Annotated in this window: 18 protein-coding genes; 11 read left to right on the top strand and 7 right to left on the bottom strand. The window is 70.4% G+C overall.

Annotated features, from left to right (window positions below; all coding sequences use genetic code 11):
- Nucleotides 1-819 carry a class I SAM-dependent methyltransferase gene (locus ACIBEJ_RS47120; protein ID WP_397189534.1) on the bottom strand — a complete coding sequence of 273 codons (819 nt, stop codon included), beginning with the start codon at nt 817-819 and terminating at the stop codon, nt 1-3.
- A gap of 103 nt (nt 820-922) precedes the next feature.
- Between ACIBEJ_RS47120 and ACIBEJ_RS47115 the strand changes: the two genes are divergently transcribed.
- From ACIBEJ_RS47115 to ACIBEJ_RS47105, 3 genes are read left to right on the top strand one after another with little or no spacing between them, the layout of a single operon-like run.
- Nucleotides 923-2,728 carry an acyl-CoA dehydrogenase gene (locus ACIBEJ_RS47115; RefSeq protein ID WP_397189533.1) on the top strand — a complete coding sequence of 602 codons (1,806 nt, stop codon included), beginning with the start codon at nt 923-925 and terminating at the stop codon, nt 2,726-2,728.
- 54 nt (nt 2,729-2,782) lie between these two features.
- Nucleotides 2,783-3,718 carry an MBL fold metallo-hydrolase gene (locus ACIBEJ_RS47110; RefSeq protein WP_397189532.1) on the top strand — a complete coding sequence of 312 codons (936 nt, stop codon included), beginning with the start codon at nt 2,783-2,785 and terminating at the stop codon, nt 3,716-3,718.
- Nucleotides 3,719-3,778: 60 nt separating this feature from the next.
- Nucleotides 3,779-4,003 carry a hypothetical protein gene (locus tag ACIBEJ_RS47105; RefSeq protein ID WP_397189531.1) on the top strand — a complete coding sequence of 75 codons (225 nt, stop codon included), beginning with the start codon at nt 3,779-3,781 and terminating at the stop codon, nt 4,001-4,003.
- On the opposite strand, the gene ACIBEJ_RS47100 is transcribed toward ACIBEJ_RS47105, so the two are convergent.
- From ACIBEJ_RS47100 to pdhA, 5 genes are all read right to left on the bottom strand, one after another.
- On the bottom strand, nt 4,000-4,293 hold the full coding sequence (locus ACIBEJ_RS47100) for a Dabb family protein (protein ID WP_397189530.1): 294 nt from the start codon (nt 4,291-4,293) through the stop codon (nt 4,000-4,002). The genes ACIBEJ_RS47105 and ACIBEJ_RS47100 overlap by 4 nt on opposite strands.
- A 10-nt stretch (nt 4,294-4,303) precedes the next feature.
- On the bottom strand, nt 4,304-7,843 hold the full coding sequence (locus ACIBEJ_RS47095; RefSeq protein WP_397189529.1) for a glycosyl hydrolase 2 galactose-binding domain-containing protein: 3,540 nt from the start codon (nt 7,841-7,843) through the stop codon (nt 4,304-4,306).
- Between the two features lie 132 nt (nt 7,844-7,975).
- Nucleotides 7,976-9,607 carry a dihydrolipoamide acetyltransferase family protein gene (locus ACIBEJ_RS47090; RefSeq protein WP_397189528.1) on the bottom strand — a complete coding sequence of 544 codons (1,632 nt, stop codon included), beginning with the start codon at nt 9,605-9,607 and terminating at the stop codon, nt 7,976-7,978.
- A 14-nt stretch (nt 9,608-9,621) separates the two neighbouring features.
- Entirely contained in the window at nt 9,622-10,602 is a 981-nt protein-coding gene (locus ACIBEJ_RS47085) for an alpha-ketoacid dehydrogenase subunit beta (protein WP_397189527.1), read from the bottom strand.
- The gene (gene pdhA, locus ACIBEJ_RS47080; protein ID WP_397189526.1) at nt 10,599-11,690 is read right to left on the bottom strand and encodes a pyruvate dehydrogenase (acetyl-transferring) E1 component subunit alpha; all 1,092 of its coding nucleotides are present in this window, start codon (nt 11,688-11,690) and stop codon (nt 10,599-10,601) included. The genes ACIBEJ_RS47085 and pdhA overlap by 4 nt, the downstream gene beginning before the upstream one ends.
- Nucleotides 11,691-12,058: 368 nt before the next feature.
- Between pdhA and ACIBEJ_RS47075 the strand changes: the two genes are divergently transcribed.
- The 6 genes from ACIBEJ_RS47075 to purL all read left to right on the top strand — a co-directional run bounded on the left by ACIBEJ_RS47075 (nt 12,059) and on the right by purL (nt 18,586).
- Nucleotides 12,059-13,432, top strand: coding sequence for a hypothetical protein (locus tag ACIBEJ_RS47075; protein ID WP_397189525.1), 1,374 nt, complete (start codon nt 12,059-12,061; stop codon nt 13,430-13,432).
- Nucleotides 13,329-14,705 carry a hypothetical protein gene (locus tag ACIBEJ_RS47070; RefSeq protein ID WP_397189552.1) on the top strand — a complete coding sequence of 459 codons (1,377 nt, stop codon included), beginning with the start codon at nt 13,329-13,331 and terminating at the stop codon, nt 14,703-14,705. The genes ACIBEJ_RS47075 and ACIBEJ_RS47070 overlap by 104 nt, the downstream gene beginning before the upstream one ends.
- The gene (gene purS, locus ACIBEJ_RS47065) at nt 14,623-14,868 is read left to right on the top strand and encodes a phosphoribosylformylglycinamidine synthase subunit PurS (protein ID WP_379613994.1); all 246 of its coding nucleotides are present in this window, start codon (nt 14,623-14,625) and stop codon (nt 14,866-14,868) included. Before ACIBEJ_RS47070 ends, purS begins: the two co-directional genes overlap by 83 nt.
- A 221-nt stretch (nt 14,869-15,089) precedes the next feature.
- Entirely contained in the window at nt 15,090-15,473 is a 384-nt protein-coding gene (locus ACIBEJ_RS47060; RefSeq protein ID WP_397189551.1) for an ATP-binding protein, read from the top strand.
- A 180-nt stretch (nt 15,474-15,653) separates the two neighbouring features.
- The gene (gene purQ, locus ACIBEJ_RS47055; RefSeq protein WP_397189524.1) at nt 15,654-16,334 is read left to right on the top strand and encodes a phosphoribosylformylglycinamidine synthase subunit PurQ; all 681 of its coding nucleotides are present in this window, start codon (nt 15,654-15,656) and stop codon (nt 16,332-16,334) included.
- The gene (gene purL / locus ACIBEJ_RS47050) at nt 16,331-18,586 is read left to right on the top strand and encodes a phosphoribosylformylglycinamidine synthase subunit PurL (protein WP_397189523.1); all 2,256 of its coding nucleotides are present in this window, start codon (nt 16,331-16,333) and stop codon (nt 18,584-18,586) included. The genes purQ and purL overlap by 4 nt, the downstream gene beginning before the upstream one ends.
- 51 nt (nt 18,587-18,637) lie before the next feature.
- Here purL and ACIBEJ_RS47045 read toward each other — a convergent pair whose 3' ends face one another.
- Nucleotides 18,638-19,522 (bottom strand): hypothetical protein, encoded by an 885-nt coding sequence (locus tag ACIBEJ_RS47045; protein WP_397189522.1) that lies wholly within the window; start codon nt 19,520-19,522, stop codon nt 18,638-18,640.
- 226 nt (nt 19,523-19,748) lie between these two features.
- Between ACIBEJ_RS47045 and ACIBEJ_RS47040 the strand changes: the two genes are divergently transcribed.
- Nucleotides 19,749-21,758, top strand: a complete 2,010-nt coding sequence (locus ACIBEJ_RS47040; RefSeq protein WP_397189521.1) for an adenylate/guanylate cyclase domain-containing protein — start codon at nt 19,749-19,751, stop codon at nt 21,756-21,758.
- Nucleotides 21,759-21,791: 33 nt separating this feature from the next.
- Nucleotides 21,792-22,454, top strand: a complete 663-nt coding sequence (locus tag ACIBEJ_RS47035) for a Crp/Fnr family transcriptional regulator (protein ID WP_397189520.1) — start codon at nt 21,792-21,794, stop codon at nt 22,452-22,454.
- Nucleotides 22,455-22,519 lie beyond the last annotated feature (65 nt).

The raw sequence follows: 22,519 nt of genomic DNA, 5'->3' as shown, positions 1-22,519 counted from the left end.
CTAACGGCGGGCGCCCTCCGGGCATTCCCACCAGATCGTGACCCAGCGGTCCCGGGGCACGGGCCACATGCCGAGCTCCATCACGGTCTCGGCCACCTCCGGCGCGCGGCCGGGGTCGAGGCAGATGCGATGGCAGGCGGAGGCGGCCAGTTCCTCCAGCGTGCCGAAGCGGTCAAGGGGTGACTCGCGCTCCTCCACCCGCACGTCGAAGCCCATCGCCGCGGCCAGCGCCACGACGTCCTCCGCGACGGGCCGCACGGGGCGGCGGACGCCGTGGAAGTGCTCCCACAGCGGGGCCAGCCAGCTCATCGGGTGGCGGTGGGTGAGTTCGAGCACGACGCGGCGGCGGGCGTGGGCGTCGAGCTCGCGGAGGAATCCGGTGAGATCGGGCACGTTGTAGACGACGTGGGCGGCCACAGCCACGTCGGCGACGGGCACCTCGGGGGCCACGTCGGGCCAGCGGCCCTCGATCGTGACGACCTCAACGCCGAGCTTGTCGGCTCTGGGCCCGAGCGCGGCGAGCATCTCGGGCGAGGTGTCCACGGCGATCACTGTGCCCAGGTGCTCGTGCAGCGGCAGCGAGGCGGCGCCGGCGCCCGAGCCGACGTCCAGGACGGTGCCGCCGTCGGGCAGCGCCTCGGCCAGCCGCGTCATCGTCGGGCCGCGGTCGGGCTCGGCCAGCGCGCGGTCGGTGAGCGCGGCGAACCTGGCCGGGTGGTGACCCCAAGGATCGGCCGGGGCCTTCTCCAGGATTTCCGGAGGAATGGCCCACGAACCCAGGCGCTCCCGCCACAGGGCGGAGAGTTCTTCGGCGTCCATGCAGACGAGCATGCCACGCATACCAGTGGTTACCCGCGGGTAGCATAGCTAGTAAGGTTACTGGCCAGTAGACTAACGCCGCGGTTCAAGGAGATCAGCAGCCATGGGCCACTACAAGAGCAACGTGCGCGACCTGGAGTTCAACCTCTTCGAGGTGTTCGGTCGCGGCGACATCCTCGGCGCCGGGCCGTACGCGGAGGTCGACGAGGACGTCGCCCGGAGCATTCTCGCCGAGGTCAACCGCCTGTCCACGACCGTCCTTGCCGACTCGTTCGAGGAGGGCGACCGCACCCCGCCGGTCTTCGACCCCGCCACGAGCACCGTGACCGTCTCCGAGGGCGTGAAGAAGTCCTACAAGGCGCTCGTGGACGGTGGCTGGGCGCATCTCGACCTGCCCGTTGACCTGGGCGGACCCGGTGTCCCGCGCAGCCTGGCGTGGGCGACGGCCGAGATGATCCTGGGCGCCAACCCGGCACTGTACATGTACGCCGCCGGCCCCAACTTCGCCTACACCCTGTGGAAGACCGGCACCACCGACCAGAAGCGCTTCGCCGAACTGGCCATCGAGCGCAACTGGGGCGCCACCATGGTGCTCACCGAGCCCGACGCCGGTTCCGACGTCGGCGCCGGCCGGGCCAAGGCGGTCCAGCAGCCCGACGGCACCTGGCACATCGAGGGCGTCAAGCGCTTCATCACCAGCGCCGAGCACGACATGTCGGAGAACATCTTCCACCTCGTGCTGGCCCGCCCCGAGGGCCACGGCCCCGGCACCAAGGGCCTGTCGATGTTCCTGGTCCCCAAGTACCACGTGAACCTGGACACCGGCGAGATCGGCGAGCGCAACGGCGCCTACGTCACCAACGTCGAGAAGAAGATGGGACTCAAGGTCTCCACGACCTGCGAGCTCACCTTCGGCGACAAGCACCCGGCCGTCGGAACGCTGGTCGGCGACGTGCACGAGGGCATCAAGCAGATGTTCATGGTCATCGAGCACGCCCGCATGATGGTCGGCACCAAGGCCATCGCCACGCTGTCCACCGGCTACCTGAACGCGCTGGAGTACGCCAAGTCCCGCCTCCAGGGCGCCGACCTGACCAAGATGGCCGACAAGAGCGCCCCGCGCGTCTCCATCACCCACCACCCCGACGTACGCCGCGAGCTCATGCTGCAGAAGTCCTACGCCGAGGGCATGCGCGCGCTGGTCCTGTACACCGCGACCTTCCAGGACGCCATCCAGATCAACCCGGACGACCAGGCCGCGCACGCCATGAACGACCTGCTCCTCCCGGTCGTGAAGGGCGTCGGCTCGGAGCGCTCCTACGAGCTGCTCTCCCGCTCGCTGCAGACCCTGGGCGGCTCCGGCTACCTCCAGGACTACCCCATCGAGCAGTACATCAGGGACGCCAAGATCGACTCCCTGTACGAGGGCACCACCGCGATCCAGGGCCTCGACCTGTTCTTCCGCAAGATCCTGCGCAACCAGGGCGCCGCCGTGGGCTCCCTGCTGGCCGAGATCAACGCCTTCGCCGCCTCCGACGCCGGCAACGGCCGCCTGAAGGAGGAGCGCAAGCTGCTCGCCGAGGCCGCCGCCGAGGTCAAGGCCATGGGCGACAAGATGGCCGGCTGGGCGCTGGGCTCGCTGGAGGCGCCGAACGAGGTCTACAAGGTCGGCCTGAACACCACCAGGTTCCTGCTGGCCCTCGGCGACCTCGTCATCGGCTGGCTGCTGCTGCGCCAGGCGGAGGTGGCGCTGACCCGCCTGTCGGAGGGCGAGGACGCCTTCTACCAGGGCAAGGTCGGCGCGGCCTCCTTCTTCGCCGGAACCGTCCTGCCGCGGATCGCCGCCGAGCGGCGCATCCTCGACGCGACCGGCCTGGAGCTGATGGAGCTTCCAGAAGAGGCCTTCTGACGGATCGGCAAAGACCGCTCGCCCCCGCCCGGCGGGCGGTCTACCGTCGGGCCCATGAGCTCATCGCGGCACGATCACCCCCTGCCTCCGGCCCGTGCGCAGGAGGTCTCGGACGGCGTCTACGCCTACGTCCAGCCCGACGGGAGCTGGTGGATCAACAACGCGGGGTTCCTCGCCGGACGGCGCGGCGTCGTCAGCATCGACGCCTGCGCCACGGAACGGCGGACCAGGGCGCTGCGCGAGGCGGTGGCGCGGGTCACCGACCGGCCCGTCACGACCCTGGTCAACACCCACTACCACGGCGACCACACCTTCGGTAACTACCTCTTCCCCGAGGCCACGATCGTCGGCCACGAGCTGGCCAGGCAGATGATCCTGGCGGAGGGCATCCCCGACTACCGGTCCGCCTGGTCCGCGGTGGAGTGGGGCGACCTGGAGGCGGTGCCCCCGTTCCTCACCTTCACCGACCAGATCACGATTTATGTGGACGAACTGCGGTGCGAGGTCCGGCACCCGGGCACGCCGGCACACACCACGAACGACGTGTACGTGTGGATACCGGAGCGCCGGGTCCTGTTCTCCGGCGACCTGCTGTTCAACGGCGGCACGCCGTTCCTGCTGACGGGCTCGGTGGCCGGGTCGATCGAGGTGCTCGACCAGATCAGGGAACTCGGCGCGCGGACGATCGTCCCCGGGCACGGCGAGCCGTGCGGACCGGAGGTGATCGACCGGGTCCAGGAGTACGCGCGGTTCATGCTGGCCACCGCAGAACAGGGCAGGGCGGCCGGGCTGACGCCGCTGGAGGCGGCCAGGGAGACCGACCTGGGGCCGTGGGCGGAACTCCTCGACCCCGAACGCCTCGTCGGCAACCTCCACCGCGCCTACGCCGAACTGGACGGCCTGCCCAGGGGCGGACAGATCGACATCGTGGCCGCCGTCATGGACATGATCACCTACAACGGCGGGCGGCCACTTACGTGCCTCGCGTGACGATCACTCATACTCGGGTATGACCGACTGCGTACGCGCTCATTCCCTCCGGAGGTCGCCATGGGTGTCGGGGTCAGTATCTTCTTCCTCACGCTTGGCGCGATCCTGAGATTCGCCATCGATCCCAACGTGTTCGGCAACGCCGTGCGCATGGACGTCATCGGCCTGATCTTCATGATCGTCGGCGGGGTCGGGGTGGTGCTGAGCATCGTGCTGGCGCCCAAGCGGGGCCGTACCTCCGAGGACCGGCTGATGCACCGGGAGAACAACCCCCCGGAGGTCTAGAACTCGACCTGCAGGGCGGCGCGCGCGGCGAGGATCGGCTTGATGCGCTCGGCGATCACGGCCTGGTGCACGGGGTGGTCACGGTAGACCTCGTAGTCGGCGACCGAGTCGAACTCGGCCAGGACCGCGAAGTCGGAGTTGCCCGTGCCCAGGCCGAGGTCGGTGCCGAGTTCGTAGCGGCGCAGCTCCGGGATCGCCCCGGGCAGCGCCGCCAGTCCCTCGGCCACGGCGGCCTTCTGGGCGTCGGTGGCCTCTTCTGACCAGGTCAGCAGCACGATGTGACGGATCATGCCGGTCAGCCTAGGGGCCGATCGACAACCGGTCCACGTTGGGTCCTCCGTTCGCGGTGGTGGCGGTGGCCCTGATCCTGTTGACGCCCGCCTGGAGCTGGATCGGCACCGTCCTGGTCTGCCACGTGGTCCAGGCGCCGGTGCCGGGGAAGTCGACCACGGTCCCGTTGACGTTCAGCGGGCGGTTGACCGTCGTGCCGTTGGCGAAGCGGATCACCGCGTTCACGGTGCCGGCCGCGGCGGCGGTGACCGTCCACTCGACGTAGGAGCCGGTCACGTTGTCATAGTTGACGAAGCCGGTGCCGGTGAAGCCGGCGTGGTTCGACTCGACAACTCCCTGCGAGATCACGGCGTCCTCGGCCTGGTGGTCCGAACCGGGCGGCCGGGGCGCCACGATCAGGCGGTCGAGGTTCGGGCCGCCGTTGGCCGTGGTCGAGGTGACCCTGATCCTGTTGACGCCCGCCTGGAGCTGGATCGGCACCGTCCTGGTCTGCCAGGTCGTCCAGGCGCCGGTGCCGGGGAAGTCGACCACGGTCCCGTTGACGTTCAGCGGGCGGTTGACCGTCGTGCCGTTCGCGTGGCGGATCTCCAGGTTCGCCGGGCCCGCGGCGGCGGCGTCCACGGTCCACTCCACGTACGAGCCGACCACGTTGTCCATGTTGACGAAGCCCGTGCCGGTGAAGCCCGCGTGGTTCGACTCGACCACGCCCTGGGAGATGGTGGCGTCCTCCGCCTGGTGCTCGGCCGGGCCGCTGCCGGTGGTGGCCTGGACCTCGTTGGACGGCTCGGAGACCAGGCCCGCCGCGTCGCGGGCGCGGACCGTGAAGGTGTACGGCGTGCCCGGCCGCAGCCCGGAGACGGTGGCGGTGGTGCCGGTCACCGACGGGCCGCCCTGGACGTCGTAGCCCACGACGCCGACGTTGTCGGTCGCCGGATCCCAGGCCAGGGAGACCGACGACGACGTCGTGCCGGTGACGCGCAGGTTCCCCGGCGGGGTGGGCCGCTCGACGTCCGGCGGCCCGGTCGGGACCGTGACCGTGGCGGTGTTCCAGCCCGAGACCCTGGCGTTCGCGCCGGTGCCGCTCGCGGTCAGCGTCCTCGACTCGCCCGGCCACAGGCTGATCGCGTTGTCGGACCAGGTGATGGGCAGGACCGGCGTGCCGGCCGCGTCGACCATCCTGACGTCCAGGTACAGCGCTGGGGCCGTGCCGGTGTTGGTGATCGTCACCGTGCCGGCCGTCGCGCTGACGCTCAGGGAGGTCCTGGGCATCGAGTTCAGGCCGGTCAGGTTGGCGTAGCTGGAGGTCGGGACGTAGTACCAGGTGTTGCCCGACCAGTTGATGACGTCGTCGGAGGTGGACAGCCAGTAGACGTTGCGGTCGATCTCCCGGCCGTCGCGGTGGAGCGTCAGCCGTACCAGGTAGGTCGAGCTGAGGCCGGAGATGGACGGGATCGTGAGCGCGGTCGCCTTGCCGCCGTCGGCGGGGACGTCGACGGTGGCGGCGCCGGAGTGCTTCTGGGTGCCGTCGAGGTTGAAGACGTCGGCCTTGACCTGGAGGTTCTGGGCGGGGTTCACCGTGGAGTTGACCACGACGACCGAGTCGTCGTCGTAGGAGTACTGGACGTGCAGCGGCTTGTTGGCCTCGCGCGCGCCCCAGTAGGAGCCGCCCTGGTCGAGGTAGTGGTCGAAGAGCTGCCAGTGCAGCGAGGACCAGCCGCTGTTGAGCATCCAGTAGATGACGCCGGTGGAGGGGTTGGCGGAGTCGGTGAAGTTGCGGCCGTACGCCTCGAACTGGGCCCTGACCGCCTCGTACTGGGCGAGCTGGGCCTTCTTCACGTAGTCCTCGCGGCCGGAGGGCACGCCGTACCTGCCTCTGAGGGCGTTGTGGTAGATCGACAGGTTGTTGAAGGTGCTGGAGGGCGAGCGGTGGTACTGCGTGGCGCCCGGGTTCTGCCAGAGCGAGTCGATCTGGGCCGGGGTCATCATGCGCTTGAGCGAGTCGAGCGTCGGGACGTCGGGTCCGGCGCTGGTCTCGGAGTTGAAGCCGAACGCGCCGCCCTCGCGCTTGTTGTACCAGTAGTTCGGCGGCACCCAGTCGTACGGCCCCGGCATCTTCATGCCCGAGTTGCCCAGTTGCGGGCTGGACTTGTCGCTGGCCACCGGGACGATCGGGAGCTGCCACTCGGCGCTCTGCAGAGCCTCCAGGTAGCCGGTCTCCTTCTGGGCGGGCGGCGGGTTGTCCGAGCCGATGAGGAAGGAGATCACGCTCGGGTGGTTGCGCAGCCTGACGGCCTCGGCCACCATCGACGCCTTGGCGATCGGGTAGTCGGCGGCGGCGAAGGAGCCCTCCCACTTGTTGCAGCACTCCCAGCCGGGCAGGGTCAGGATGCCGTGCTCGTCGGCCAGGTCGTAGAGCTCGTCGCCCTCCAGGTGGCCCTCGACCCTGATCGTGTTGAGGCCGAGGTCCTTGACGTAGCGGAGCTTGTCCTCGAGGTAGCCGAGCCTGGGCCGCAGGAAGATGTCGGGCGACCAGCCGCCGCCCCTGATGAGCAGGTTCCGACCGTTGATCTTGTAGTAGCGGCGGCCCGAGGCGTTCTTGGCCGACTCGACCTTGCGCACGCCGAAGCGCTCGCTGACGGTGTCGCTGGTGACGCCGCCGACGGTCGCGGTGAGGCCGAGGTCGTAGAGGGGCTGACCGCCCATCGTGTGCGGCCACCAGACCCGCGGATCGGTCATCGTCTGGGCGAACGAGACACGCCTGGTCTCGCCCGCGGCCAGGGTGACGTCCTGGCTGAACGTGAGCGCGCCGATCGTGCCCCTGACCGTGGTGGTCACCGGGCTCGCGGTGTGGTTGCGCACGTCGGCCTTGATCGTCAGGTCGGCGCGGTCCATGGCGGGCACGGCGAGGTTCGTGATCACGTGCGGGTTGTTGAGCGAGACCGCGCCGGTGCGCTTGATCAGCACGTCGCGGAAGATGCCCATGTTGTCGTCGCGGGGCAACTGCACCCAATCGATCCAGCCGATCGTGAGGTGGCTGTTCGGGTTGTTGGGGTTGATCCGGAAGGCGATGGAGTTGACGCCCGCGCGTACCTGGGGGGTGATGTCGCGCTCGTGCCGCGTGTACGCGCCGGCCGCGCCGCTGACCACCTGGGCGCCGTTGACCCAGACGTCGGCGCCGGAGATCACCCCGCTGAAGTCGAGCAGCGTGCGCATCCCGCTCTCGGCGCCGAGCGTGAAGTCGGCCCGGTACCACCACGCCACGTCGAAGTCGGCGGTGGGGATGGACTGCATGTTCGTGGAGTAGAACGGGTCGGGGTAGACGCCGTTCTCCAGGAGGCCGGCGAGGACCGTGGAGCGCGGGCCGACGGGGTACCAGCCGGTGGCGGCGTACCCCGGGGTGGAGATGGCGGCACCGGAATCGCTCACCCTGGCCGAGGACTGGATCTTGTAGCCGGGCAGCGCCGTCACCGACGGCGCCTCGGCATGGGCCGGGAGCGTGATTCCGAAAGCGGCCATGAGCAGCGACAACGCGACGAGTAATCGGGCCATGGGCACCCCGCTGGGATGAGTCCGTTTGTTAATAAACCTTCTTAACAACCAAATCGGATCTCGTAAATCCCCTTGAAGCCACAGAACACAACAGGCCGCCACCCGTCGCGGGTGGCGGCCTGCCGCGTGGCGTCAGCTCCAGGCGAGCATCCGCAGCGGGTCCTCCAGCATCGCGCCCACGTCACGCAGGAACAGCGAGCCCAGCTCGCCGTCGATGATCCGGTGGTCGAACGACAGCGCCAGCGTCGTCACCTTGCGCACCGCCAGCTCGCCGTCCACCACCCACGGCATGTCCCGCACCTGGCCGAACGCGAGGATCGCCGACTCGCCCGGGTTGATGATCGGAGTGCCGGTGTCGACGCCGAACACGCCCACGTTGGTGATCGTGAACGTGCCGCCGGACATCTCCGCGGGCTGCGTCCTGCCCGCCCTGGCCGTCTCGGTGAGCTTTCCGAGCGCCTCGGCCAGTTCGGGCAGCGACAGCGTGTGGGCCGACTTGACGTTCGGCACCACCAGGCCGCGCGGGGTGGCGGCGGCGATCCCGAGGTTCACGTAGTGCTTGACCACGATCTCCTGCGCCTGCTCGTCCCAGGTCGAGTTGATCATGGGGTAGCGCCGGGCGGCCACCAGCACCGCCTTGGCCACCAGCAGCAGCGGCGAGACCTTGACCTCGGCGAAGTCCGGCACCGCGCGCAGCCGTTTGACCGCGTCCATGGTCGCGGTCACGTCGAGCTGCAGGAACTCGGTGACGTGCGGGGCGGTGAACGCACTGGCCACCATGGCCTGCGCGGTCATCTTGCGCACGCCCTTGATCGGAATGCGCTCTTCCTCCTGTACGGCCGGCCGCTCCACGACCTCCTGACCGCCCTGCGCGGCGGCGTGGATGTCCTCCCTGGTGATCGAGCCCTGGGGGCCGGTGCCGTTCAGGGTGGTGAGGTCGACGCCCAGGTCCTTGGCGAGCTTGCGCACCGGCGGCTTGGCCAGCACGGCGACCCGCGCGGTGCCCTCGGCCGCCGGCGGTCCGGTGACCTCGGTACGGTCCGGATTCGCCACAGAAGCCGCAGAAGCCTGGGCCTGAGCCTGGGCCTGAGCTTGGGGCTGGGCCTGAGCTTGGGGCTGGGCCTGGGGCCGAGCTGTGGCTGTGGCTGGGGCGGCGGCTTGGCTTGGGGGCGTGGTGCCGGCGGGCTGCTGCTTGCGCGGGCGGCGTTTGGCGGCGCCGGTCTTGACGCCGTAGCCCACCAGGACGGCCTGGCGCTCCTCCTTGGGCGCCGGGCTCCCGTGGGCGCCCGGCTCCACGGCCCCCTCCGCGGGGGGCCTGGGCACCATGTCGTCGGCCAGGGCCTCCGCACGCTGCTCCGCGTCCTCGGCGTTCCCGGCGTTCCCCGCGTCCCCGGCGTCCGCCACAGTCCCCGCGGCCTGGTCGGCGGTCGTACCGGCGCCGGCGCCCGTGGCCGTGTCGGCGCCCACGCCCGAGCCCGCGCCCGAACCCGCGCCCGAACCCGCGTCCGTGCCCGTGCCCGTGCCCGTGCCCGTGTCGACGGCGATGATGGGCACGCCCACGTCGACGGTCTGCCCCTCCTCGGCCATCAGGTCGGCGACCACCCCGTCCCACGGGATGGGCAGCTCCACGATGGACTTGGCGGTCTCGATCTCGACGACGATCTGGTCCACCTTGACCGCGTCGCCCGCCTTCACCTTCCACCGGACGATCTCCGCCTCGGTCAGTCCCTCGCCGACGTCGGGGAGCTTGAACTCGCGTCGCATGACGGGTCCCCCTCTCAGTAGGCGTAGGCGCGGTCGACGGCGTCGAGCACCCTGTCCAGGTCGGGCAGGTAGTGCTCTTCGAGCTTCGACGGCGGGTAGGGGGTGGAGAAGCCGCCGACCCGCAGGACCGGCGCCTCCAGATGGTAGAAGCACTGCTCGGTGATCCGGGCGGCGAGCTCGGCGCCGAAGCCGCTGTAGACGGGCGCCTCGTGCACGATGACGACCCGGCCGGTCCTGCGCACCGAGTCCATGAGGCGCGGGGTGTCCAGGGGGTTGAGCGAGCGCAGGTCGACGACCTCCAGGGAGCGGCCCTCCTCGGCGGCCGCGGCGGCGGCCTCCAGGCACGTCTTGACCATGGGGCCGTAGGCGACGAGCGTGAGGTCGGTGCCCTGCCGTACCACGGAGGCCTGGTCGAAGGGGGTCCACCAGTCGGTGGTGGTGGTGTCGATCTCGGCCTTCTCCCAGTAGCGGCGCTTGGGCTCGAAGAAGATGACCGGGTCGTCGCTGTGGATGGCCTGCTGGATCATCGAGTAGGCGTCGAGCGGGTTGGAGCAGGCGACGACGCGCAGCCCGGCGGTGTGGGTGAAGTACGACTCCGGCGACTCGCTGTGGTGCTCGACGGCGCCGATGCCGCCGCCGCACGGGATGCGGACCACGATCGGCAGCTTGATCGCCCCGAGCGAGCGCATGGGCATCTTGGCGAGCTGGGTGATGATCTGGTCGGCGGCCGGGAAAACGAAGCCGTCGAACTGGATCTCGCACACCGGGCGGAAGCCGCGCAGCGCCAGGCCGATGGCGGTGCCGATGATGCCGGACTCGGCGAGCGGGGTGTCGATGACGCGGTCGTCGCCGAAGTCCTTCTGCAGGCCGTCGGTGACGCGGAAGACGCCGCCGAGCTTGCCGACGTCCTCGCCCATGATGAGGACCTTGGGGTCGTCCTCCATGGCCTTGCGCATGCCCTCGTTGAGCGCCTTGGACAGGCTGAGCACACTCACTTCTCGAACCCTTCCAGGTAGGCGGCGAACTGGGCGCGCTCCTCGTCGATCAGGGCGTGCGGCTCGCGGTAGACGTGGTCGAAGATGTCGAGCGGCTCGGGGTCGGGCATCTCCAGGCAGCGCCTGCGCACGTCGGCGCCGAGCTGCTCGGCCTCGGCGTCGATGGCGTCGAAGAACGCCTGGTCGGCCAGCTCCTGCTTGAACAGGTACGCCTTGACCCGCTCGATCGGGTCCTTGAGCTTCCAGGCTTCCAGCTCGGAGGCGACCCGGTAGCGGGTGGGGTCGTCGGTGGTGGTGTGGGCGCCCATGCGGTACGTGAACGCCTCGACCAGCGTCGGCCCCTGGCCGCTGCGCGCGTCGGCCAGCGCCTTGCGGGTGACCGCCAGGCAGGCGAAGACGTCGTTGCCGTCCACCCGGATGCCGGGGAAGCCGAAGCCGGAGGCCCGCCGGTAGAGCGGGATGCGGCTCTGCTTCTCGATCGGCTCGGAGATGGCCCACTGGTTGTTCTGGCAGAAGAAGACGACCGGGGCGTTGAAGACGCTGGCCCAGACGAACGACTCGTTGACGTCGCCCTGGGAGGAGGCGCCGTCGCCGAAGTAGACGATCGCCGCGCCGTCGCCGCCGTCGCGCTGCATGCCCATGGCGTAGCCGACCGCGTGGAGCGTCTGGCTGCCGATCACGATCGTGTAGAGGTGGAAGTTGTGCTCGGCGGGGTCCCAGCCGCCGTGGTTGACGCCGCGGAACAGGCCGAGCAGCTTGACCGGGTCGACGTCGCGGCACCAGGCCACGCCGTGCTCACGGTAGGTCGGGAAGGCCATGTCGGCGTCGGTGAGCGCCCGTCCTGACCCGATCTGGGCGGCCTCCTGGCCGAGCAGCGACGCCCAGATGCCCAGCTCGCCCTGACGCTGCAACGCGACCGCGCCCAGGTCGATCCGGCGTACCAGCACGAGGTCGCGGTAGAGCGACCTGATCTCCTCAGGCGTCAGGTCGATGTCGTAGTCGGGGTGCTCGACGCGCTCTCCCTCGGGGGTGAGCAACTGGACGAGCTCCGGGGGTGCCTCGGCACCACGAGAGGCGTCGACGGTCACGAGACCTCCTTCGTCCGGCTCGTGACCAACGTGCTGCGTCTATCGATGACCTCGACAAGCTCGCTCATGGCCGCTCCTGTGCAGTCCGGGGCCGGGGTGGGTGGGGTTGCCACCGGCGGCCGGCCTTCTGGGCGTCCGAACCACTTGGTGGTGGTTCGTCCACATATGGGGACATGGTGGCAGAGGCCACAGCCCTTCGCGCAAGCCCCATGTCGTCCCCGTTCCCCACGTAACGGGCGTGAACCCTTTCGACAACAGACGGCAAGAAGGGGTAAACGACCGCCAAAGGAGCCTGCGTGATATCGCTGTCACGTCTCTTTGTGCTGCCCGGAAACCACCGGTTTCTGGTCGCGGCACTGGTGCCCGCCGTGGTTCTGCGCGTGCTGACCATGGCCGGATATCCCCCGGCCCTGCTGTTCTTCGCCGACTCCTTCACCTACCTCCGCGAGCCTGTCCCTGGAACGTTCCGACCTGCGGGTTACTCCATCTTCCTGCATCTGTTGCGCCCCGTGCACAGCCTGGCCCTGGTGACCGCCGTCCAGCACCTGCTCGGGCTCGCGCTGGCGGTTTCGGTCTATGCATTACTACGCCGCCGCGGTCTGCCCGGGTGGGGAGCCACGCTGGTGGTCGGCCCGCTGCTGTTCGACGAGTTCCTCATCCTCATGGAGCACATGGTGATGGCCGACGCGCTGTTCGCCGCGCTGGTGACGGGCGGGGTGCTCGCCCTGCTCACCGGCCGGTACGGCACCGCCGGCCTGCTCCTGGCGGCCGCCGCGCTCACCAGGACGATCGGCCTGCCGGTGCTCGTCCTGGGCGTGGCCTACCTGGCGCTGCGCAGGGCGGGCCGGCGGCCGGTGCTGCGGCTGGCGGCGGCCGGGCTGGCGCCGCTGCTCGCCTATTCCGCCTGGGCCTTCGCCGAGACCGGCTCACCATCCCTGACCAGGGCGGACGGCATGTTCCTCTGGTCAAGGACGATGACCTTCGCCGACTGCCGGGTGATCAGGCCCGCCGACACCCGGCTCTGCCCCACCCAGCCCGCCGGGGAGCGGGCGGCGCCGCCGTTCTGGATGTGGGGCGGGACGCTCAACCGGATCCCGGTCAAGGAACGCAACGCGGTCGCCGGGCGCTTCGCCCGCGAGGCGATCGTGGCCCAGCCGGGGGCGTACCTGGCGGCCGTGGGCAGGGACCTCGGCGAATTGCTGCGCTGGGAGCGCACCTCGGCGCGGGTGGTGCCCGGCAAGCGCAACCCGTACCAGTTCCCGCGCGAGGAGCGCCCGGTGAAGGACCGCGCGCCCGGAATCTACGAGCGCGGCCCCGTGGGCACCCGCCTCGTCGAGCCCTACGCCGGCTGGCTGCGCGCCTACCAGCGCTTCGGCTACCTGCCGTATCCGCTGCTCACGCTGGGTCTGCTCGGCTCACTGGCGGCCGCGGCGGTCAGGCGGCGGCCCGAGGCGCTGCTGCCGGGGCTGGCGGCCGTGGTGCTGGTGGCCCTGCCGCCGTTCGTGAGCGGCTACGACGTCCGCTACGTGCTGACCGCAATGCCGCTGACCTGCCTGGCGATCGGGATGGTGACATTTCCTATTAACCTGGATCGCGGTCTCCCGAGGAAGCGAAGTTCCCTTGTCAGCACACCGCGCTCTGATCATCGCCCTGGTCCCCGCCATCGCGCTGCGCCTGCTGGCCGTCCTGGGCTACCCCCCGTCGCTGCTGTTCTTCGGCGACTCCTTCGCCTTCCTGCGTGAGGAGCTCGCCCCCGGCACCACCCGCCCGTCCGGCTACTCCCTGCTGCTGGCGCTGCTGCGCCCCGCGCACAGCCTCACGCTGATCACCGTCCTGCAACACCTGCTCGGCCTGGCCCTCGCGGTCGGCATCTACCTGCTGCTGCGCCGCCGCGGCCTGCCGGGCTGGGGCGCGGCTTTGCTGGTCACGCCGATCCTCTTCGACGAGTTCATGGTCCTGCTGGAACACATGATCATGGCCGACCTCGCCTTCATCGTGCTGGTCTGCGGCGCGATCACGCTCATCGTCTGGCGGGTCACCCCCGCCACCGCCGCCGTGGGCGGGCTGCTGCTCGGCCTGGCGGGCATCACCCGCACCGTCGGCCTGCCGCTGCTCGTGCTCACCGCCGTCTACCTGCTCATCCGCCGGTACGGCTGGCGCCCCCTGCTGGCCCTCCTGGTGGCCGGGATCGTGCCGCTCGGCGCGTACGCCACCTGGACCAAGGTCGAGAAGGGCAAGTTCGCGCTGACCGAGGCGGACGGCAACTTCCTGTGGTCCAGGACCATGAGCTTCGCCGACTGCGCGGTGATCAGACCGCCGGAACGCCTGGCCGTGCTCTGCCCGAACATGCCGGTCGAGCAGCGCCCCTACCCGCCGTACTGGCTGTGGGAGAGCTTCTCCCCGCTGCTCAAGGTGCCGGGCTCGGCCCACCGCAACCAGTTGGCGGGCGAGTTCGCCAGGAAGGCCATCCTCGCCCAGCCCGGCTCCTACCTCGGCGCGGTGGCCACCGACCTCGCCCAGTTGCTGCGCTGGGAGCGCACCGCCGTAACCGACAAGACGCCCTACAAGTTCCCCGCCGCCGAGCGCCCGCTGAACGGCTCGGTGAAGGAGATCGCCGAGTCCTACGAGAACGGCCCCGCCGCCACCCGCGTGGTCGAGCCGTTCGCCGGCTGGCTGCGCGCCTACCAGCGCTTCGGCTACCTGCCCTTCCCCGTGCTGATGCTGGGCCTGGCCGGAGCGCTGGCCGCCGCGCTGGTCCGGCGGCGCTGGGACGCGCTGCTGCCCGGCGTGGCGGCGCTCGCGCTGGTCGTCTCCCCGCCCTTCCTGGCCGCCTACGACGTGCGTTACGTCATCCCGGCGATTCCGCTGGTCTGCCTGGCACTAGGCTTGACCCTCGGCACCCGACCACCATCGCCATCCCAGGAGGACCCAAGTGGCGCGCGTCATCGTCGACGTCATGCTGAAGCCGGAGATTCTCGACCCGCAGGGGCAGGCGATCGCCCGAGCCCTGCCTAGGCTCGGCTTCGCCGGGGTCTCCGCGGTCCGTCAGGGCAAGCGCTTCGAGATCGAACTGGACGGCCCCGCCGACGAGGCGGCACTTGCGGACGTCCGAAAGATGGCCGAGACGCTCCTGGCCAACACCGTCATCGAGGACTACGTCGTGCGGGTTGAGGGGTAGAAGCGTACGTTTGGCACCAGAATTGCCCCTGGCGGCTTAAAGCCGGGTTTTGCTGTGCCACAATCCCACGGGCTTACCAATACTAAATAACAACAACGTGATTTTGCGGTTAGCCCTGATTTCTCGGGGAAACCTACTCCAGGTGACGTTCTGGCGCCGGGAGGGGTCCGGTGGATATTGAGTTCTCGTTGGCACTGCCTCGGGATGCGATCGGCATACCGATGGTCAGGCGAGTGCTCGGCGATGCTATGCGCTCACTCAGCGTGAGCGAAAGCTGCATCGCCGACATGTTGCTCGCCGTCTCCGAGGCATGTTCCAACGCGGTGCGGCACGGGGGTCCCGCCAACCGCTACGAGGTCACGGCCGCCATCGGCTACGGCCGCTGTGACGTCCGCGTCGCCGACAACGGCGCCGGGCTGCCCTCGATGCCCCTGCACTTCCCACCACCCGAGACCGAGAACGGGCGCGGTCTGCTGATCATGCGCTCCGTCGTCGACGAGATCTCCTTCGGCGTCACGCCGGGCCAGGGCACCACCGTCCACCTGCGCAAGCGGCTGGCGTGGGACGAGGCCGACACCCGGCCGCGCGAGCTCGCCGCCGTCTGACAATCCCCCCATTCCGTACGGCAGGCCACCGCCCCGCCGTACCAGCGGCATGTCCGCATCCGGAGGCCCTCACTGAGGCACGCCCGCGCACCCGATAGATTGTGGGCACCGCCGCAGACCGCCATCCGCCAGCAAGAGATGGTGGCGCGCGCGTGCTCAATCCTCGGAGGGGATGAAGTCATGAGCGCTGCCCGCGTGGGCATAGTCACGTTTCCCGGCACACTCGACGACCAGGACGCGGCACGCGCCGTCGCACTGGCCGGCGCGCAGGCCGTTCCGCTGTGGCACGCCGACCACGACCTCAAGGGGGTCGACGCGGTCTTCCTGCCCGGTGGCTTCTCTTACGGCGACTATCTGCGGTGCGGGGCGATCTCCCGGTTCGCGCCGCTGATGGACGAGCTGATCCCGGCGGCCAGGGCGGGCCTGCCCGTGCTCGGCACCTGCAACGGGTTCCAGATCCTGTGCGAGGCGCACCTGCTGCCCGGGGCGCTGACCCGCAACGCCTCGCTGCACTACGTCTGCCGCGACCAGCGCGTGCGCGTGGAGTCGGCCCAGACCGCCTGGACCCACGACTTCGCGGCCGGTCAGGAGATCGTGCTGCCGGTCAAGCACGGCGAGGGGCGCTACGTGGCCTCCGACGAGACGCTGGCCGAGCTGGAGGCGGGCGGCCGGGTGGTCTTCCGCTACCTCGGCAACCCCAACGGCTCGCTCAACGACATCGCGGGCATCACCAACGAGGCCGGCAACATCGTCGGCCTCATGCCGCACCCGGAGCACGCGGTCGAGGACCTGGTCGGCGCCCCTTCCACCGACGGGCGCGCCTTCTTCACCTCCATCCTCAGGAAGCTGGTGAACGCATGACCGACAGCGTGAAGCGAGCCGCGGAGACGCCCGAGGAGGCGATGCCCTTCGCCGAGCTCGGGATGAAGCGGGACGAGTACGACCGGGTCAAGGAGATCCTGGGCCGCCGGCCCACCGGCTCCGAGCTGGCCATCTACTCCGTCATGTGGTCGGAGCACTGCTCGTACAAGTCCTCCAAGGTGCACCTGCGGCAGTTCGCCACCAAGGCCCCCAAGTCCGAGGCGCTGCTCGTCGGCATGGGGGAGAACGCCGGCGTCGTCGACATCGGCGACGGCTGGGCCGCCACGTTCAAGATCGAGTCGCACAACCACCCCTCCTACGTCGAGCCGCACCAGGGCGCGGCCACCGGCGTCGGCGGCATCGTGCGCGACATCATGTCGATGGGCGCGCGCCCGATCGCCGTCATGGACGCGCTGCGCTTCGGCGGCGCCCACCAGCAGGACACCAAGCGGGTGCTGCCCGGCGTCGTCGAGGGCATCTCCTCCTACGGCAACTGCCTCGGCCTGCCCAACATCGGCGGCGAGGTCGTCTTCGACCCCTGCTACATCGGCAACCCGCTAGTCAACGCCCTGTGCGTCGGCCTGCTGCGCAAGGACCAGATCAAGCTGGCCACCGCGCCCGGCCCCGGCAACAAGGTCGTGCTGTTCGGCGCCTCCACCGGGCCCGACGGCATCGGCGGCGCCTCGGTGCTGGCCTCGGCCACCTTCGAGGACGAGTCGCAGGCCAAGCGGCCCGCCGTACAGGTGGGCGACCCGTTCATGGAGAAGCTGCTCATCGAGTGCTGCCTGGAGCTCTACGCGGCCGACGTCGTCGTCGGCATCCAGGACCTCGGCGCGGCCGGCGTCTCCTGCGCCACCACCGAGCTGGCCGCCAAGGGCACCGGCGGCATGCACGTCGACCTCAACCTGGTCCCGCTCCGCGATCCCTCGCTCCGGCCCGAGGAGATCCTCATGAGCGAGTCCCAGGAGCGGATGATGGCGGTCGTCACGCCGTCGGACATCCCGGCCTTCATGGCCATCTGCGAGAAGTGGGACGTGCCCGCCGTCGTCATCGGCGAGGTGACCGACACCGGCCGCCTGATCATGACCTGGGACGGCGAGGTCATCGTCGACATCCCGCCGGGCACCGCGGCCGACGACGGACCGGTGTACGAGCGGCCCTACCACGAGCCGGTCGGCCAGCCCGCGCTCAACGCCGACACCCCCGACCGCCTGGAGCGCCCGGACAACCTGCGGGCCGCGCTCCTGCAGCTCCTCGGCTCGCCGAACCTGGCCTCCAAGGAGTGGGTGACCTCCCAGTACGACAGGTACGTGCGCTCCAACACCGTGCTGGCCCAGCCGGCCGACGCGGGCATGGTGCGCATCTCCGAGGTGATGGCCGGCGCCGAGCCCACCACCCGCGGCATCGCGCTGTCCACCGACGGCAACGGCAGGTACGCCAAGCTCGACCCCTACGCGGGCGCGCAGCTCGCCCTGGCCGAGGCGTACAGGAACGTGGCCGTCACCGGCGCCAAGCCGCTGGCCGTCACCAACTGCCTCAACTTCGGCTCGCCCGAGGACCCGGAGGTGATGTGGCAGTTCGCCGAGGCCGTACGCGGTCTGGCCGACGCCTGCAAGACCCTCGGCGTACCGGTGACCGGCGGCAACGTCTCCTTCTACAACCAGACCGGCAGCACCGCCATCCACCCGACGCCCGTCGTGGGCGTGCTCGGCGTCATCGACGACGTGGCCAAGCGGGTGCCGTCCGGGTTCCCTGCCGAGGGGCTGCGGGTCGCGCTGCTGGGCGAGACGAAGGCCGAGTTCGGCGGGTCCGAGTGGGCGCACGTGGCGCACGGCCACCTGGGCGGGCTGCCGCCCGAGGCCGACCTGGTCGCCGAGGCGGCGCTGGCCACCGTACTGGTGGAGGCGGCGTGGCGGGGGCTGCTGGAGGGCTCGCACGACCTGTCCGACGGCGGGCTGGGGATCGCGCTGGCCGAGGCGTGCCTTGCGGCCGGGGTCGGGGCCACGGTCTCGGCTTCGCTGACCGGGGACGCGTTCACGGACCTGTTCAGCGAGTCGTCGGCGCGGGCGCTGGTGGCGGTCAGGCCGGAGGCGTTCGAGGAGTTCGCGGCGCTGTGCGCGCGGCACGAAGTGCCCTGTTACGGGCTCGGGGTCACCGGTGGGTCCTCGCTGGCGGTGGAGGGCGTGTTCGAGGTGCCGCTCGCCGAACTGCGCGAGACGCACGAGGGTACGCTGCCTGAGCTGCTGGGCTAGTTATGTGGTGCTGAGGGGCCGGTGGCGTTCGCACCGGCCCCTCGGCACGTGTCAGGCCTTCTTCAGGCAGACCACGTAAACGGTGCCGTTGTCGGCGCCGTGGGAGTTGGCCTCCGCGACGCTTCTGTCGTTGTTGTTGTCCTTGGTGATCGTCACCGTCCAGCTCTTGGCGCCCGACGGCATGCTGCCGGTGACGGTGTAGCGGGCCGAGATCCCGGAGAAGCCACCGCCGGTGGCCATGTCGTTGCCCTTGCACGAGGCGGTGCCGGAGGTGTAGCCGATCGAGCTGTGCTCCGTGTAGGTGGTGTAGTTGCCGCCGCCGGTGCCGGGCTCGCCCTTCTCACCCTTCTCGCCCTTGGGGCCCGCGGGTCCGGCCGGGCCGCGCTCGCCGTCCTTGCCGTCCTTGCCGTTCAGGCCGTTCTTGCCGTCGGCGCCCTTGGGGCCGGTGGCGCCGTCCTTGCCGTTCAGCCCGTCCTTGCCGTCGGCGCCCTTGGGACCGGTGGCGCCGTCCTTGCCGTTCAGCCCGTCCTTACCGTCGGCGCCCTTGGGACCGGTCGCGCCGTCCTTGCCCGGGGCGCCGTTTTCGCCGGGCTTGCCGTCCAGGCCCTTCGGGCCCTGCGGGCCGGTGGCGCCCTTCGGGCCCATGGGACCGGTCGCGCCGGTGGGGCCGGCCGGGCCCGCGGGGCCGCGGTCGCCCTGGGGGCCCTGGACGCCGGAGGTGCTGTGCCCGCCGCCCCCGATGAGCACCCTGACCTCGGTCTTCCTGCACGGCGTGGTCGGGTTGACGATGCGGGCGTACCTCGTCTTCTTGTGCACGCACGCGTGCACCTCGGCCGCCGAGGAGGTGGAGGCGGTGGCGACGCCACCGACGGTGAGCAGCGAGGCGGCCAGCGCGCCTGCGGCGGCGAGCGGGAGCACGCGAGTCTTGAGGGCCACGGTTGTCCTTCCAGGGGAATCTGATGCTCGTGGTGAGCATGAGGTTCACGCTTCAACCGTTCCAAGGGATGACAGCCATCACATAACGTGTTCATAACTTACAAAGAGTAACGAACTGGGCTGACCAACTCTGACTGACGGTCTGCGTAAAACGACGCACTGCGCGGTCCGGGACTTGGGGATAATCAGGACTGTTCGGGGCCCACGTCACCGCGGAGGGCGCACGTTGCCTACCGACCGTCCCTACCTCCCGCCCGCGACCCAGCCGGTCAGAGCCGTCGTCTGGGCGATCCATCTCGCGCTGCCCCTGCTCGGGCTCTGGCTGCTCCTCGCGCAGGAACAGCTCAACGTCATGTGGCAGCACAATCCCAGCCACTTCTGGATGATCCTCGCGGTCGCCGGACTCAACGTCACCCTCGGCCTCATGGTCAGCGAGGCGTCGCGCCGCAGGCAGGACGCGCGGCTGTTTCTCGTGTCGATGGTGTTCCTGACCAGCGCCGGGTTCTTCTTCCTGCACGGCCTGGCCACCCCGCGGGTGATCCTGCCGGTCGGCTCGCTCGGGTTCGACATCGGGCAGCAGGTCGGGCTCACCGTGGCGGCCGGGTTCGCGTTCGCCTCCGCGCTGCCGCTGGCCGATCGGGCGGCGGCGCGCGTACTGGAGGCCCAGCACGTCATCCGCGGCGCGCTGATCGGCTTCATGGTGCTGTGGGGGCTGGCCTCGCTGCTGCCCGGCCTCACCCCGCTCAGCGACCCGCCGCTCAACCGGCACGCCGACTGGCTGGTCTGGGGCTCGATCCCCGGCATCCTGCTGTACGGCGCGGCCACCGTCATGATGTTCCTCATCCACCGCCGACGCCCCGCGGCCATGCTGATCAGCCTGACCACCGCCTACGCGCTCCTGGGCGAGGCGATGCTGGCCGGGACGTCGCAGCTCAACTGGCACCTGACCTGGTGGCTCTGGCACGTCCTGCTGACCCTGGCCTTCGTCTTCGTCGGCTACAGCGCGTACCTGAAGTTCCGCCGCGAGGGCTCCAGCGCCGGGCTGTTCGACGCCGTCGCCCTCTCGGCGACGGTGGCGCGCATCAAGGCCGACTACGACCGCGCCCTGGAAGAGCTGGTCGAGCACGTACGGCGCGGCGAACCCCTGGCCGCCACCCGCCTGGCGGGCAAGTTCGACCTGACCGAGAGCCAGGCGGCCGTGCTCGACCGGGCCGGCGAGGCTCTGGCCAACGAGCGGCGGCTGTCGGAGCGCCTGGCCGCGCTCGTGGACGTCAGCGCCCAGACCCGCGTGGGCCTGCCCGAGACGGAGCTGCTGGCCACGGCCCTGGAGCGGGTCCGGCAGGCGTACGGGGACGTCAGGATCGGCCTGGTCGCCGACGGGCGGGTGGACATCGGCTCCCGCGAGTACGTCTTCGAGGGGCACACGCCCGTCCACCGGGACCGGCTCGTCGCCTACCCGCTGACCGTGAAGGGACATCTGGCCGGGGCGCTGGAGGTGCCGCTGGGTCGCAGCGCCCAGGACGAGGCGCTCGCGGCGACGCTGGCGGGCCAGCTCTCGATCTCGCTGGAGAACGCCCGCCTCTACCACGAGCTCAACACGCTGTTCCGGCAGTACATGTCGCCCGACGTGGCCAACGCGCTGCTCGCCGACCCCGAGCAGGCGGCGCTGGGCGGGCAGCTCAAGCAGCTCACCGCGCTGTTCGCCGACCTCAAGGGGTTCACCACGTTCTCCGAGCGGGTCACGCCGGGCGAGATCGTGGAGATGCTCAACCGCTACCACACCGCCGCGGTGCCGTGCATCCTCGACAACGGCGGCACGATCGTGCAGTTCGTCGGGGACGCGCTGCTGGCGTTGTTCAACGCTCCGGCCACGCAGCACGACCACGCGGCGGCGGCCTGCCGGGCGGCGCTGGCCATGCAGGAGGCGGCCGGGGAGATCGCCGCGGAGAGCAGGGGCGGCGAGGTGGAGTGGCCGACGTTCCGGGTCGGGGTCAACACCGGGCCCGCCCTCGTGGGCAACATCGGCAGCCCCGAGCTGCGGGGCTTCAACGCGATGGGCGACTGCGTGAACGTGGCCGCGCGGCTGCAGGGCGTCGCCGAGCCCGGGTCGGTGGTCATCGGGGCGACCACGCTGTCCCAGCTCGGCGCCGGGGTCACGACCCGGCCGCTCGGAAAGCTGGAGCTCAAGGGCAAGGACGAGCGGGTGGAGGCCCACGTTCTGCTGACAATGCCATAGAAGGGGCGGCAGCCGTACCGTCATAATCGCGGCATGAACCCTGAGCCCGGCGAGTTCACCTCGATGCTCACTCCGGAAGAGGTCGCCGCGCTGCGCGCGGCGGGACGGCCGCGCCGGTGGGAGCGCGGCACGACGGTCATGGCCGAGGGCGACACCTCCGACTGGGTGCTGGTGCTGACCGAGGGGCGGGTGAAGTGCTCCTCGCACACCAGCGGCGGCACCGAGGTCGTGCTGGCCATCCGCGGGCCCGGCGCGCTGATCGGCGAGATGTCGTCGATCGACGGCTCGCCGCGCTCGGCCACGGTGACGGCGCTGGAGCCGATCGCGGGGTTCGTGGTCCAGGACTTCCCCGCGTACCTGCGGGCGCACGGGCGGGTCGCGGTGCTGCTCATGCAGCTCGTCACCGAGAAGCTGCGCGACGCCGACCGCAAGCGGATCGAGTACGGCGCGTTCGACACGACCGGGCGGGTGGCGACCCGGCTGATCGAGCTGGCCGAACGCTACGGCGAGAAGACCAACAGCGGGGTACGCGTGGCGCTGCCCCTGTCCCAGGACGAGCTGGCCGGCTGGACCGGCGCCTCGCGGGAGGCGGTCAGCAAGGCGCTGCGCTCGCTGCGCGACCGGGGGCTGATCGAGACCGGGCGGCGGCGCGTGGTCATCCACGACCTGGAGGGGCTGCGCAAGCGGGCCAGGTGAAATCGGACGTACGTCGTACGTCATAGTGGAGGGCATGGTCGCGGTCTCCCCCGATTACGCCAGTC

Source organism: Nonomuraea sp. NPDC050790 (assembly GCF_044456745.1).
Taxonomy (GTDB): Bacteria; Actinomycetota; Actinomycetes; order Streptosporangiales; family Streptosporangiaceae; genus Nonomuraea.
Note: the sequence above shows the minus strand (reverse complement) of the source record. Positions and strands in the feature narration are given on the sequence as shown.

What these genes read in the sequence shown, in the direction of transcription:
- ACIBEJ_RS47095 (WP_397189529.1), bottom strand. Translation starts at nt 7,843, where the DNA reads ATGGCCCGATTACTCGTCGCGTTGTCGCTGCTCATGGCCGCTTTCGGA.
- ACIBEJ_RS47105 (WP_397189531.1), top strand. Translation starts at nt 3,779, where the DNA reads ATGGGTGTCGGGGTCAGTATCTTCTTCCTCACGCTTGGCGCGATCCTG.
- ACIBEJ_RS47100 (WP_397189530.1), bottom strand. Translation starts at nt 4,293, where the DNA reads ATGATCCGTCACATCGTGCTGCTGACCTGGTCAGAAGAGGCCACCGAC.
- ACIBEJ_RS47060 (WP_397189551.1), top strand. Translation starts at nt 15,090, where the DNA reads ATGGTCAGGCGAGTGCTCGGCGATGCTATGCGCTCACTCAGCGTGAGC.
- ACIBEJ_RS47115 (WP_397189533.1), top strand. Translation starts at nt 923, where the DNA reads ATGGGCCACTACAAGAGCAACGTGCGCGACCTGGAGTTCAACCTCTTC.
- ACIBEJ_RS47035 (WP_397189520.1), top strand. Translation starts at nt 21,792, where the DNA reads ATGAACCCTGAGCCCGGCGAGTTCACCTCGATGCTCACTCCGGAAGAG.
- purQ (WP_397189524.1), top strand. Translation starts at nt 15,654, where the DNA reads ATGAGCGCTGCCCGCGTGGGCATAGTCACGTTTCCCGGCACACTCGAC.
- ACIBEJ_RS47120 (WP_397189534.1), bottom strand. Translation starts at nt 819, where the DNA reads ATGGACGCCGAAGAACTCTCCGCCCTGTGGCGGGAGCGCCTGGGTTCG.
- ACIBEJ_RS47110 (WP_397189532.1), top strand. Translation starts at nt 2,783, where the DNA reads ATGAGCTCATCGCGGCACGATCACCCCCTGCCTCCGGCCCGTGCGCAG.
- ACIBEJ_RS47090 (WP_397189528.1), bottom strand. Translation starts at nt 9,607, where the DNA reads ATGCGACGCGAGTTCAAGCTCCCCGACGTCGGCGAGGGACTGACCGAG.
- purL (WP_397189523.1), top strand. Translation starts at nt 16,331, where the DNA reads ATGACCGACAGCGTGAAGCGAGCCGCGGAGACGCCCGAGGAGGCGATG.